Source organism: Achromobacter sp. CSND-B12 (assembly GCF_052906545.1).
In genome coordinates this window covers 2,067,902-2,079,727 of record NZ_JBREGJ010000001.1, presented here as the reverse complement: position 1 = coordinate 2,079,727, position 11,826 = coordinate 2,067,902, and the positions used below count along the sequence as shown (strand labels likewise).

The 11,826-nt window shown below is 64.9% G+C and carries 12 protein-coding genes; 4 read left to right on the top strand and 8 right to left on the bottom strand.

Annotation, left to right across the window (positions count from 1 at the left end; translation table 11 throughout):
• The first annotated feature begins 145 nt into the window (after positions 1-145).
• From ACUTAG_RS09720 to ACUTAG_RS09710, 3 genes are all read left to right on the top strand, one after another.
• On the top strand, positions 146-580 hold the full coding sequence (locus ACUTAG_RS09720; RefSeq protein ID WP_223308610.1) for a response regulator: 435 nt from the start codon (positions 146-148) through the stop codon (positions 578-580).
• A 46-nt stretch (positions 581-626) separates the two neighbouring features.
• Complete coding sequence (locus ACUTAG_RS09715; protein ID WP_262352230.1) at positions 627-965, top strand: hypothetical protein; 339 nt, start codon at positions 627-629, stop codon at positions 963-965.
• Positions 966-1,113: 148 nt separating this feature from the next.
• A complete protein-coding gene (locus ACUTAG_RS09710; protein WP_054445862.1) occupies positions 1,114-1,581 on the top strand; it encodes a RidA family protein in 468 nt (155 codons plus the stop codon).
• Positions 1,582-1,599: 18 nt separating this feature from the next.
• Here ACUTAG_RS09710 and ACUTAG_RS09705 read toward each other — a convergent pair whose 3' ends face one another.
• From ACUTAG_RS09705 to ACUTAG_RS09690, 4 genes are read right to left on the bottom strand one after another with little or no spacing between them, the layout of a single operon-like run.
• Entirely contained in the window at positions 1,600-2,550 is a 951-nt protein-coding gene (locus tag ACUTAG_RS09705; RefSeq protein WP_054445861.1) for a LysR family transcriptional regulator, read from the bottom strand.
• A gap of 28 nt (positions 2,551-2,578) precedes the next feature.
• Positions 2,579-3,955 carry a RidA family protein gene (locus ACUTAG_RS09700; RefSeq protein ID WP_054481837.1) on the bottom strand — a complete coding sequence of 459 codons (1,377 nt, stop codon included), beginning with the start codon at positions 3,953-3,955 and terminating at the stop codon, positions 2,579-2,581.
• Positions 3,956-4,000: 45 nt separating this feature from the next.
• Entirely contained in the window at positions 4,001-4,309 is a 309-nt protein-coding gene (locus ACUTAG_RS09695) for a DUF4148 domain-containing protein (RefSeq protein WP_109421700.1), read from the bottom strand.
• Positions 4,310-4,346: 37 nt separating this feature from the next.
• Positions 4,347-5,426 carry an alkene reductase gene (locus ACUTAG_RS09690; RefSeq protein ID WP_446650119.1) on the bottom strand — a complete coding sequence of 360 codons (1,080 nt, stop codon included), beginning with the start codon at positions 5,424-5,426 and terminating at the stop codon, positions 4,347-4,349.
• Positions 5,427-5,547: 121 nt separating this feature from the next.
• Between ACUTAG_RS09690 and ACUTAG_RS09685 the strand changes: the two genes are divergently transcribed.
• Complete coding sequence (locus tag ACUTAG_RS09685; RefSeq protein WP_054473611.1) at positions 5,548-6,444, top strand: LysR family transcriptional regulator; 897 nt, start codon at positions 5,548-5,550, stop codon at positions 6,442-6,444.
• 48 nt (positions 6,445-6,492) lie between these two features.
• Here ACUTAG_RS09685 and ACUTAG_RS09680 read toward each other — a convergent pair whose 3' ends face one another.
• From ACUTAG_RS09680 to ACUTAG_RS09665, 4 genes are all read right to left on the bottom strand, one after another.
• Positions 6,493-8,970, bottom strand: coding sequence for a TonB-dependent siderophore receptor (locus ACUTAG_RS09680; protein WP_446650118.1), 2,478 nt, complete (start codon positions 8,968-8,970; stop codon positions 6,493-6,495).
• Between the two features lie 133 nt (positions 8,971-9,103).
• Positions 9,104-10,132, bottom strand: coding sequence for a FecR domain-containing protein (locus tag ACUTAG_RS09675; RefSeq protein ID WP_223821508.1), 1,029 nt, complete (start codon positions 10,130-10,132; stop codon positions 9,104-9,106).
• A 4-nt stretch (positions 10,133-10,136) separates the two neighbouring features.
• The gene (locus ACUTAG_RS09670; RefSeq protein WP_006385982.1) at positions 10,137-10,664 is read right to left on the bottom strand and encodes a sigma-70 family RNA polymerase sigma factor; all 528 of its coding nucleotides are present in this window, start codon (positions 10,662-10,664) and stop codon (positions 10,137-10,139) included.
• Between the two features lie 218 nt (positions 10,665-10,882).
• A complete protein-coding gene (locus tag ACUTAG_RS09665; RefSeq protein WP_446650117.1) occupies positions 10,883-11,728 on the bottom strand; it encodes a hypothetical protein in 846 nt (281 codons plus the stop codon).
• Positions 11,729-11,826 lie beyond the last annotated feature (98 nt).

The following is an 11,826-nucleotide window of genomic DNA, read 5'->3' as shown; positions in this document are numbered from 1 at the left end:
ACAGACCGGTGGACTATACAGGGTATGGGGCACTCGTTGCGCCCGGATACAAATACTTAGCACATGAAGGGCCCGCATGTCCTAGGATTCGACCTCTCCCCTCTGTTTTGCCCGCCGGCGTCTTGAATGCGTGGCACCGACAACCATGACGAAAATCCTTTTGGTCGACGACCAGGCCGTGCTGGTCGCCCTGATGAGTGAATTCCTGAGTGGCGAAGGCTATGACGTCACGACGCACACGGACGGCTTGACCGCGCTGCGGCAAATGCTCGAAGTGCAGCCGGATCTGGTCATCACGGACTTCTCCATGCCCGGCATGGACGGCGGGGCCCTGCTGACCGCCATGCGCGAGAATGCCTACCTGTGCGACACGCCGGTGCTGGTGCTGAGCGGCCGCCCGGAATCCGAGATCGCCGCGGCCTGTGAAGGGCGCGCCACCCTGATGCGCAAGCCCGCCGAGCCGCAGGATGTGCTGGCGGCCGTGCGCCGCCTGGCGCCCGTCCCCACGCGGCGGCCGCGCGTTGATGCGGCGGTCTTCGCGGCTGGCGAGGCCCGCGAACTCGCAGCCCTGGCCGCGTAGCGCCGCCTCATCGCGCGCCCGACCTGGCCTGGCGACGTTCACCGAATTGCACAACGCGGACCAGACACGCTGGTTCCTGAGCGCGGCCGACCATGACGGCACGGCGGACAGCGCCTTTGCCTGGCACGCGCTGCGCGACATCAGCCTGGAGGCCGCGCTGGACGAGGCCGGCCGGCAGGCGGTCCTGGACTTCTGGCAGCGGCACACGCTGATCTACATGAGCGTTGCCGGTGAATACGAATTCCTGGCGATAGAGGGCGACTCGGGCCGCATCGTGCACGGCATCGAGCCGGAATTCGAGGACACCCGCGAGGTCGCCCCGAGCCTGGCGGCCCTGTTCGAAGACATGATGGCGGGCCGCGCCGCGGCGGCGCTGCTGGCGTAAGGCCGCTCGCTCCACAGGCAGTGCAATTCTGCGTCATCCAACGCGCAAAATTGCGCCCTGAGCGCCGGGGATGCTTGCTAGCCTGTGGGTTCTCTCCCACACAGGTGCAAGCGGCGCCCCTCGCTGCGGCGCCGGCAAAGGATCACACATGAACACGACCGCGTATCCCATCGGCAAGCAGGCCGCTTATTTGAACGTGCCCTGGGAAAGCGCCTACGGCTATGCGCAGGCGATCCGGGTCGGCCGTGAAATATACGTGTCCGGCCAACTCAGCCATGACGACACGGGTAATCTCGTGGCGCCTGCCGAGTTGGACAGCCATGGCCGCCCGAGAGATTTCTCGGACATGGAAGCGCAAATGCGCAGGACATACGACAACATTTCCAAGGTGCTCGCGCAATTCGGCGCGACGCTCGATAACGTGGTCGAGGAAACCCTGTACGTACTGGACGTTGACGCCGCGTTCGCCGCGGCCGGCAAGGTGCGCAAAGACGCCTACGGAACCCAACGGCCACAGTGCGCGAGTAATTTGATTGGCGTGGCGCGGCTTGCCATGTCCGCACAGCTCATCGAGATTTCCTGCAAAGCCATTCTTGGCCGCGGCGCCGAAGCGTAACGCCGCGGGTGGTTGTGTTCAGGCAATGGACGCGGGCCGGTGGCCCTCGATGAGGGACTTCTGTCCGCGCACGGCTTCCGAGCAAAAGTGCATGAAGCGCTGTACGGGAGGCGACATCCGGATGTCCGGATGGGTGAGCAGCCAAAGTTCATCGTCGAGCTCCGGCTCGGTCGGACCCATACGAACCAACCCGGGCGTTGCGTCCCCCAGCATGCAGGGAAGGAATCCCATCCCCATGCCGGCCGAGATGGCGGTGTGCACTGCCGCCACGGAATCCGCGCGATACAGGATGCTCTGTGGCGCGACGCGCATGTCGACGTACGCCACCGCCCGCAGACCGGATAGGCGGCCGGCGTAGGATACCCAGACTTGATCGTAGAGGCGCTCGTTTGACGGCGTTTTGTGAGGAAAGTCTGCCCGGCGGCCATACGGCGCCCACGCAATCGTCGCCAGACGCCGCCCGACGAGTGTATCGGGCGGCGTCTTCGTAGCCCGCAGGGCGACATCCGATTCGCCGCGCGCCAGATTCAAGGAGTCGTTGCCGACCAGAATTTCAATCTGTATTGCGGCATGACGTGTTCTGAATGCGGCAACGATAGGCGTCAGGAAGTGCAGAAGCAGGGAATCACTGGTGGTTATGCGCAGACTACCAACGGGTTCGTGGCTGGACGATCCAATCTGCCGGGCAACGCTGACGATGTCCAGCTCGATGCGATCGCCCAGCGCTCGCAGTGCTTGCCCTGCCTGCGTCAACGTATAGCCCGTGCGCCGGTGCGTAAAGATCTTGATCCCGAGGGTTCGTTCCAGACGCGCGATCCGCCGCGACAAGGTGGAGACATTCCAACCCAGGGCATCGGCTGCGCTCGTCCGGCTTCCCGAATCGCTGAGCGCCTTGACTATCCTCAGGTCGTCCCAGGAAAGGTGGTTCGTAGCGAAGTCGTGCGCCGTCAGTAGCGGAAGACCGGGCATCGCAGGGTTCCTGAAAATGACGGGGGCGTCAGGGCACGTATGCCGTAATGTCCAGGAGCGTGTGGGCGCCGGCGATCACCAATGGCCCGCCCGTCACCAGCGTGGTTGATGCCGGCTTGAGACCTGGGAAATGGTCAGACCATTCGCTCATCGCTTCCGCGAAGTTCTGGCCGTCGTCGTGGAAGCAGACTCGCTTCACTACGTTTTCCAGCGATGAACCGGCGGCCAGGCAAATCTCGCCCACGTTCTTGAGCATGTAGGCCATCTGCTGCCGCGACGGTTGGCCGTAGTATGGGAAGTTGGGATGACGGCTCATGCCGGCTGCCAGCTTGCCCGTCGAATCGAACGCCATCTGTTGGCTCAGGAACAACAGGTTGCCGGCCTTGACCGCCTGGGGCTCGTGGCTGAAGGGCTGGGGGGCTTTGTCGGTGTGCACAATGTCGATCGTCTTGCGGCTGTTGTCGGCAAGCAGGGTCAACGCGATTTCGATGCGGCGCCCCTTGCCGCCGGTCAGGCCCATGTTTGGCATGACCACGCGGGCGGGCGGATTCTTGGGAAACCAACGCTTCCATGCGGCTTCCATCCCTGCATATTCGGACGGATGGCCGATATGGATCTCGGCCTTGACGGTGCGCCGCAGCGATGCGCCGGCCTTTTCCGCCAGCTTGGCGAAGTGGCTCAGGATCTGATCGGCTTGCTGTTCCGTCCCGCCGCTGACTGCGGTGCGCTGCCAGGTTTCGCTCGACAGAAAGACCCAGTCCCCGCGGCGGATCACGGCTGCCTGGGCGGGAGCCGGCGCGGGCGACTCAAAACCTTCGTTGCTCGAGCCATCGTCTATGCAGATAAGGTCGACTTCGAGCCGGGTGTCCTTGACCATCAGCGCTTTGACCCCCATGGACGTCGAGATGGGGCCGGGCGACTGTAGAAAGCCGGCCCGTTCGCTAAAGAGCGCCGCGGTCGGAATGCGAGGCCAGTTGTTGCCCTTGGCGAGTTCTTCAGCCGTCGGATAAGGCGAGGTGAGCCACTGCCACAGGCGCGCCGTGTCCCGGCCAAAGTCCAGTCCGGCGGCGGCTACCGTCTTCGCCACATTGCTCATGACGAAGCGCGTTTGCAACGCCAGCTGCTCGGCATCGGGGCCATTGCTGATGGCCTGCGGCGCCACGCCAGTCTCGAAATCGCTGGCCAACTGGCCTGCGATGAAGAGCCAGCCCGCCGCCTTGAGGGCCGGGGTATAGGGCATCAGCGGCTTCTCGATACCGCCAGGCCAGATCGGCGTCGGGGCGAGATCCCCGGCAGGCGAGGCTTGGGCCTTCCCGCCCGCTCGAGCGGCGATGGGCGTGGACAACGCGATTCCCGCGGCCGCGGCGCCCTGCAGGAAAGTCCTGCGGTTGATGGTTTGAGGCATGTCGGTTCCTTCCTTGAAATCAATTTGAATGAGAAATATGGAAAATCATCGAGCGCGTGCCGATGCGTTTTGGGTGGACGCCGGCGCGATTTGAGCGGGTGCCGGTGCGTCTGTCGGTGCGCGTCGAGGTGTGAGGGGATCGATGGCCGAGGGCGCGGCGTTGCCTCGCCACATTTCGCCCGCCTTGCGCGCCGCGATAAGTTCTTGAAGAACCTGTTCGCCCGATTTCCCGGTTGCGGGCGTCTGCCGTTGCGCTGCCGGCGCCGTCGACGTCGGTGAAGGCTCAGCGTGAGCGGCGCCCGCGCAGGCGCAGGCGGTCAGGACCGAGAGTGCGATGAAGAAGAATCGAGCCATGGGAGTTTCCGATGATCGGTCTGGTGGAGGGAGGAAATCAGCCCGGGACCTGCGCTTGATCCTGCAACCGCGGGTAGTCCGTATAGCCGCGCGCGCCGCCGCCGTAGAAGGTCTGCGGATCGGCTTCGTTCAACGCGTGTCCGGCGCGTAAGCGATGCACCAGATCCGGATTCGCGAGAGCCCAACGGCCCACCGGCGACACGTCGGCCAGGCCCGACTCAATGTCCTGCCCGATCAGTTCCAGCGGCCGGTTTACGCGGTTGACCAGCAGGGCGCCTGGCCACAACGCCCGGATGGCCTGCAAGAGCGGCTCATCGCCGTTATGGGCGATATGAAGGTATGCCAGGCCCAGCTTCGCAAGCTCGGCCACCAACGCGCGATACAGCTCGTCATGGTTCGATCCTTCGTCGATGCCGCCCAGACGGGATCCTGGCGAAAGGCGGATGCCCGTGCGGTCGGCCCCGATCTCTTGCGCGACCGCCGTGGCGACTTCCAGCGCAAAGCGCATGCGATTGGCGATCGAGCCGCCGTAGATGTCCTCGCGGGTATTCGCGTTGGGGGAAAGGAATTGCTGGATCAGATATCCATTGGCGGCGTGGATCTCCACGCCATCCGCGCCTGCTTCAATCGCGCGGGCCGCGGCCAGGCGGAAGTCGGCGACCGTGTCTTGGATTTCCGCCTGGGACAGCGCCCGCGGCCGGGGAACCTGTTTCAAGCCCGTGGGGGTGTAGATTTGCGCGTCGGGCGCGATCGCCGATGGGGCCACCGCCGGGCGGTGATGCGGCGTATTGTCCGGATGCGACATGCGTCCCGCATGCATGATCTGGATGAATAGGTGGCCCCCTTGCGCATGCACTGCGTCAGCGATTTCACGCCAACCCGCAACATGGGCGTCGGAATGCAGGCCCGGCGAATTGAGAAATCCCTGGCCATCCTCGGACGGCTGCGTGCCTTCCGAGATCAGCAGCCCCAGCGAGGCGCGTTGCGAGTAGTACTCGGCGGCGAATTCGCTCGGCGTGCCGTCGGGCATCGCGCGGCTGCGGGTGAGCGGGGACATCGCCAGGCGATGCGGAAGATTCATGCGTCCGATGCGGATCGGATCCCAAAGCGTGGTCATGCGGTTCTCCTGTGTAGGTCCGGAAATGGCGCCGGAAGCGTGCGGACACACAGTAGAACGTTTCAAAAACGAGATGAAGACTATATTATTTAGACGGATCGTCTCAAATATGGATCAAATTATGGACCTGTCCACACTGGCCGACTTCCATCTTGTTGCGTCGCAAGGTGGTTTCGGAAAAGCCAGCCGCGCGAGCGGCCGGCCCAAGGCCACCTTGTCCAGGCGCATCATGGACCTGGAGCAAAGCCTGGGGATACGGCTGCTTGAGCGAGGTTCACGCTCGCTTCGCTTGACGGACGAAGGGCAGGCCTTGTTGGAACGTATCCAGGGTCCGCTTGGCGAAATCGTGGAGGCGACGGAACTCGCTGTCGCCGGCCGGGCCACACCGCGAGGCCGGTTGCGCGTCAGCGCTCCCGTGCTGTTCTCGTCCACGTTGCTGGGGCGTCTGGCGGCCGGCTTCGCGAAGGCCTATCCGCAGGTCAGGCTGGAGATCATCGCCGAAGACCGCAACATCGATTTGGTGGAGGACGGCTACGACGCCGTCATCCGGATCAATCCGAGTCCCGACGCAACGCTGGTCGGACGTTGCTTTGCCCGGGACGAAATGCTGCTCGTCGCCTCACCCGCGCTCAAGCGCCCCGCCGCCGTGCCCGAAGGGGAGGCCGCGTCCGTGCCCGCGGTCGTGTACGCGACCAGATACGATGGGGGAGAGTGGCGCTATCAGGATGGCGATACGCTGAACAGCGTCATGCCGGACGTGCGTATTCGAATGTCGTCAGTGCTGGCGATGCGTGATGCCGTAGTGGCGGGAGCGGGCGCGGCATTGCTCCCCAGGTCGTTGATCGAGGCCGCCATGGCCAGGCGTGACCTCGTCGTCTGGGGCCGCATGCTGGATCGACCCATCGAACTCTGGGTGCTTCACAATTCCCGTCGGCTGGTCAGCACCAAGGTCACCGCCTTCGTGGAGTACCTCTGCAACGCATTTCCGACTCGCTTGCTGACAGGCATCGTTCTGTAGCGGTATCTGGACGCAAGCTACACGGATGCCTGTCGGCCTCATGCCCTCTCAAAAATCGTAGCGCAGCGTCACGCCGGCGAATCGTGGCGAACCGTAATGTCCATAACTGCCACCGATGCCCTGGTAGTAGGCCTTGTCGAACAGGTTGTTGATGTTCAACGTCGCGGCCAGCTTCTTGTTGAACTGGTAGCGTGCCATCAGGTTGACCACCGTGTACGCGTCCTGCTTGACCGTGCTGTCATAACGGCTGAAGTACAACGAGGTCTTCGACGTCCAGTCGACGCCGCCGCCCACCGTCAGCTTGTTCCACGCCCCGCCCAGCCGGTACGTGGTCCACAGGCGCAGCGTGTCGACCGGCTGCTGGGTCAGCAACTGCGCGCCTTGCGCGTCTTGGGTTTTGGCATGGCTGAATCCCGCATGCATGTTCCAACCCGGCAGGATTTCGCCGGCCACCTCCAGGTCGATGCCGGTGGTTCTCGCGCCTTTGGCCGCGCGGTAAGCCGCGTTGTCCGTGCCCGGCACCGTGTAGCCCGCGTCCAGTTCGGCGACGTTGTCTTTCTGGGACCGGTAGATCGCCACGCTGGTGTTCAGGCGACGGTTCAGGAATTCCCCTTTCCAGCCCATCTCGTAGTTCTTGCCCACGATGGGGTCGAGCACGTTGCCATTGCGATCCTGGGACGATTGCGGCTGGAAGATGTCGGTGTAGCTGGCATAGACCGATTGCTCGGGCGTCAGGTCGTAGACAATGCCCGCGTAAGGGGTGATTTCGCCGCGCGCGCGCATGGTGTAGGTCTGCAGGAAGCTGTCGGCCGGGCTTTCATAGTAATAGTCGTAGTGGTAGTCGGACCGTCGGGCGCCCAGGATCAGGTGCACGTCATTGACCGGGTTCAGACGCAGCGCCGCATAGCTGCCATTCTGGCGTGACTTCACATTGAAGATCTCGCCCACGGTTCCGGTGTTGCCCGGCCGCGCCATGTTGTTGCCCCAGGTGCTGAAATCGACCGTGGACACGCCTACGTCCCAGCCTTTGTGCTTGTTCTCGTAGTGCTGGAAATTGAAGCCCGCAATGAAATCATGCGTCCGACCGCCCAGATCGAACGGGCCCTGGATCGTCACGTCCACGCCGGTCTGGGTTTGCGTCGCGCCAGCCCGGTAGGCCAACATGCCCGCGCGGCCCGTGGCCTGGTCCAGGAACGAGCGGCCCGAACCCACCCGATACGAGCCGTTCAGGTTGGAGCGTTCCACGTCCATGTGGTTGGCGGCGACCTTGAATTGCCAGTCATGCGCCAATGCCTGCTCGAAGTTCAGCGTGTAGTTGGTGGTCTTGAATTCGTCGTACATCCAGCGCGCGCCCGAGCTGGTCGAGCGCGTGAAGTCCGTCCGCTGGCCGTTGGTGTAGAGCAAGGGCACACCTGGCGCGCCCGTCGCCTTGTAGCGTTGGTGGTCGATGCCGAACCGCAGCAGCGTGGTGTCCGTCAGGTCGGCTTCGACCACGCCGTACAACACGTCCTTGTCCTGCGTGTAGGCGTCCATGAACGTGTGGTTGTCCTGCTTGGCGACCACCATCCGGCCCCGCAGCGTTCCGTTGCTGCTCAGAGGGCCGGAGATATCGGCTTCAGCGCGATAAAGATCCCAAGAGCCTGCTCCCACCTGCGCGTAGGCCTGGAACTCGTGCGTGGGGCGCTTGCGGATCAGGTTGACGGTGCCGCTGGGGCTGCCGGCTCCCGTCATCAGGCCGGTGGCGCCGCGCACCACTTCCACGCGGTCATACAACGCCATGTCGAGCAAGGTGCTCGGCATGGTGCGTGACTGGTTCACCTGCGTGGTGGTCACGCCGTCCAGTTGATAGGTATCCATGGCGCTGCCGCGCGAATAGATGTTGAAGCGTTCGCCGCCATCCTGCGACATGGTGATGCCCGGGGTCTGGTGCAGCACGTCGGTCATGCTGTTGAGCTGCTGATCCTCGATCTGCTGCCGGGTGATGACGCTGATCGATTGCGGCGTTTCCCTGATCGACAGGTTCATCTTCGTCGCGGTTTTGCTGACGGGCACCGTGTAGCTGCCCGTGCCTTCGCTGACGGGCGCGTCGAAGCTGCCGAACACGGCGACCGGTTCCAGGACTGCGGCTGCGTTCGCATCAGCGCTCTCGGCGCGCAGGGTGTACGCGTTGTCGCTTTGCCGGACAGCCCGCAGCCCGGACCCGATGAGCAGCGCCTGGAAGGCTGCCTGCACCGTGTAGCGGCCCTGCAGGCCAGCCGTGGCCTTGCCTTGCGTGAGCGTGCCCGGCGCGGTCAGGAACACGCCGGCGTCCGCGGCCAGCTGGTTGAGGGCGGCGGTCAAGGGGCCGGCCGGGATGGCATAGTCGCGTGTGTCGTTGGCCTGGGCTTGCGCCGTCGGCGCCCACGCCGCCGCGCCGCCGGTCAGGCCGGCAACGGCCAGGTGCAGGGTAAGCGCGAAGGGCCGGATGGCAAAACGCGGGGCGGTGGCGGGCGCGCGGTCGGCGCGCAGGCGGGTACGGCGAAACATGAGATGAAAGTCCCTCAAGGCGTGGTGGTGAGCAGCGAGAGGGAAACCGTCGGCGGGTAGGCCTGATCTTCTCTCATTCCGTAAATCGGATGAGATTCAAAAACCCGAACTGGTTCTCGGAAAAAATTTCTTGTCAGCGCGCGACGATCGATGTCCACCATGGCAGTGGCCGTTGCACGCGCACGGGCAGATTGCGTTCCAGCAAGTCCAGCGCGCGGTCGGGGTCGTCGGCGGGGAATACGCCCATGACGAGCATGTCGGCGACTTCCGGCGCCACGCCCAGATAGCCTTTGCGGTAACGTCCCAGCTCATTGACGAGCGTTTTCAAGGGGAGGTTGTCGGCCAGCACGACGCCCCGGCTCCACGCTTGGCGGGCGGGGTCGGCGCGCTCGGTGGACAGGATCCGTTCGGCATTGAAGCGGGCTTGGCCGCCTGCCATGACGTTCACCGTCGCGCCGGCACGGTTGCGCACCGCCACTTCGCCGTCATAGACGTCCAGTTGAACCTGGTCTTGCGCCAGGCGCACGCTGAAACGCGTGCCCAAGGCCTGCATGCGTCCAAAACGGGATTCGACATAGAACGGCCGCCGCGCAGGGTCGGGCGCCGTATCGATCAGGATCTCCCCGGCCAGCAGCGTCAAGCGGCGGGCGGCGTCGCGGTAATCCACATCCATTGCGCTTCTGGCGTTGAGCCAGATTCTGGATCCGTCTGTCAGCAGCAGGTCGCGCCGTTCTCCCGTGCCGGTGGCGTGGTCGGCGGCTAGCGCCAGTGCCTGATCGCGCAGCGGCGTATGCCGCCACCCCTGCCAGCCCAACAAGCTCGTGCCCAGCACGATGGCGCCGCCGCCCAGCAGTCGACGCCGTTTGAGCACGCCTTTGCGAGCCGCGGCGGCGCCCGCCAGCGCCGCTTCGCCTCCACCCACGCGCAGCGGCTCGAACCGCCGGCTGACGGCCTCGACGTGATGCCATGCCGTGGCGTGCTCGGTTCGCTCGCGCAGCCAGGCCTGCCACGCCTTCCTGTCCTGCTCGGTGACGCGATCCGCGCGCAACAGGGCAAACCAGTCGGCGGCCTGTTGCAGGCTGTCGAAATCGGCCGCCTGCAAGCGGCCCGGCGAGGGCGCGGCCCCATTGCCGGGAGGCGGATTTGGCAAGGGCGGCGCCATGCTCCTATCTGCCCAGCCCGGCATCGATCAAGGCGCATTGCAGCATGCCCTGGGCGATGTATTTCTGGACCATGCGTTCCGACACGCCGAGGTCCCGGGCGATGTCGCGGTAGGGCACGCCGTCCACCTGCGCCAGGATGAAGGCGGTGGCGGCCTTGTGCGGCAAGCGGCTCAGCATCGTGCCGATTTCCATCAGCGTTTCGATGACCAACGCGCGTTGCTCGGGCGACGGTTCGAACGATTCAGGGCGCGTGGCCAGTGTGTCCAGCCAGGCTTGTTCGACCTCGCGGCGGCGCCAGAAGTCCGCGCACAGGCCATTGGCCATGGCGCGCAAATAGCCCCGTGCCTCTGGAAAGCTCTTGAATCCTTGCGAGGCCGGCTTGCTGAGCAGGCGAAGGAAGGCGTCATGGGCCAGGTCGGCGGCGTCGGCCGCGTTGCCCAGGCGGCGTCGCAGCCACCCTTGGAGCCATTCGTGGTGATCGCCGTAGATCACGTCCATGGACGGTGCCGCACCGTATCCGTCAGCCTTCATTCCTGTTCAAGCCCGCGGCGCTGGGGCCTCTCCGTCTAGATTTTGCAAACGACTCTAATTCGCATTCGCAAGAATGGAAGCGAATCATACATCATGGCAAAACCCTTGGCATCAGCCTGGCGCGGGATTCCGCCAGGCAGCGCAATGAAGGCATTCGACAGTTGCGCCCAGCATGGCGTTGCGCTCTTGGGCCAATCCCATGCCGCGGTTGTCGCGCCTTATCCCGCGCCGTCCCGATCCAGCGACCGCAATCGTTCCGGAATCTGATAGCGCTGGCCGTCGAACTTCAGCGTGCGGGGCGTCTTGCCTTTGTCGACGACCTTTTCCTCGCAATCGCCGCGCACCACGGCCGCGCGGCTCGACTCGTACGATTCGCTCGTGATGATGTCGCGGTATTCGTGGGTGACCGTGTCGGCCATGGACAGGGTGACGGCGCGGCTGGAGAACTTGCCTGCGCAGTTGGTGTCCCATTCGCCGCCGGAGCGGTGCACGATCAGGCCGTCCAGCACCATCGCCAGGCCCTTGGGGCCGATGTCGAACAGGCGCAGGCTGGTTTCGCCGAAGGGGTTGGCGCGCGAGGCGCCGACGCGGGAAATCCGCAGGCCGAAGGCGCGGCGGCCGGCGGTCACGTCGTAGCGGGCGGTGTCGATGGACACCTCGGACAGGCGTACGGCATCGTCCGACATCACCCCTTCCAACCGGAGGTCGTGGCGGATCTTCAGGGTGGCGCGGTCCAGCACCAGGATGCGCAGGTCGCCCTGGTGTCCATCGTCCTGATTCGGCGTGTCCTGCATCAGGGGAATGGCCGCCAGCAGCAGGTCGGGTTTGGCGGGCCATGTCTTGCACGTCACGGCAAAGGGTTCGCCGTAGTCGGCATCGGCGATCCGCAGGACGATGTTGTCCTGTCCCAGGCGGATGTTGCCTTCGTTGTCGGCGCTCGGGGCCCGCGGGTAGGCCGCGCGCACGATGTCCGCGGCCTGCGGGCAGGCGTCGCGGGCCGCCTGGGCGGCGCCGGAGGCGAGCAACGCGGCCAGTGACGTGGCAAGGGCCAGATGACGGATCATGGGGTGAAGCTCTCCGGATTGGATGCGCCTTCGGCCTGCGCCTTCGGCGTCGCAAGCATAGCCCAGTTTATCGGCGCGGCCGCCTGCGCGCGGCCATC

What these genes read in the sequence shown, in the direction of transcription:
- ACUTAG_RS09720 (WP_223308610.1), top strand. Translation starts at nt 146, where the DNA reads ATGACGAAAATCCTTTTGGTCGACGACCAGGCCGTGCTGGTCGCCCTG.
- ACUTAG_RS09710 (WP_054445862.1), top strand. Translation starts at nt 1,114, where the DNA reads ATGAACACGACCGCGTATCCCATCGGCAAGCAGGCCGCTTATTTGAAC.
- ACUTAG_RS09705 (WP_054445861.1), bottom strand. Translation starts at nt 2,550, where the DNA reads ATGCCCGGTCTTCCGCTACTGACGGCGCACGACTTCGCTACGAACCAC.
- ACUTAG_RS09700 (WP_054481837.1), bottom strand. Translation starts at nt 3,955, where the DNA reads ATGCCTCAAACCATCAACCGCAGGACTTTCCTGCAGGGCGCCGCGGCC.
- ACUTAG_RS09695 (WP_109421700.1), bottom strand. Translation starts at nt 4,309, where the DNA reads ATGGCTCGATTCTTCTTCATCGCACTCTCGGTCCTGACCGCCTGCGCC.
- ACUTAG_RS09690 (WP_446650119.1), bottom strand. Translation starts at nt 5,426, where the DNA reads ATGACCACGCTTTGGGATCCGATCCGCATCGGACGCATGAATCTTCCG.
- ACUTAG_RS09685 (WP_054473611.1), top strand. Translation starts at nt 5,548, where the DNA reads ATGGACCTGTCCACACTGGCCGACTTCCATCTTGTTGCGTCGCAAGGT.
- ACUTAG_RS09680 (WP_446650118.1), bottom strand. Translation starts at nt 8,970, where the DNA reads ATGTTTCGCCGTACCCGCCTGCGCGCCGACCGCGCGCCCGCCACCGCC.
- ACUTAG_RS09675 (WP_223821508.1), bottom strand. Translation starts at nt 10,132, where the DNA reads ATGGCGCCGCCCTTGCCAAATCCGCCTCCCGGCAATGGGGCCGCGCCC.
- ACUTAG_RS09670 (WP_006385982.1), bottom strand. Translation starts at nt 10,664, where the DNA reads ATGAAGGCTGACGGATACGGTGCGGCACCGTCCATGGACGTGATCTAC.
- ACUTAG_RS09665 (WP_446650117.1), bottom strand. Translation starts at nt 11,728, where the DNA reads ATGATCCGTCATCTGGCCCTTGCCACGTCACTGGCCGCGTTGCTCGCC.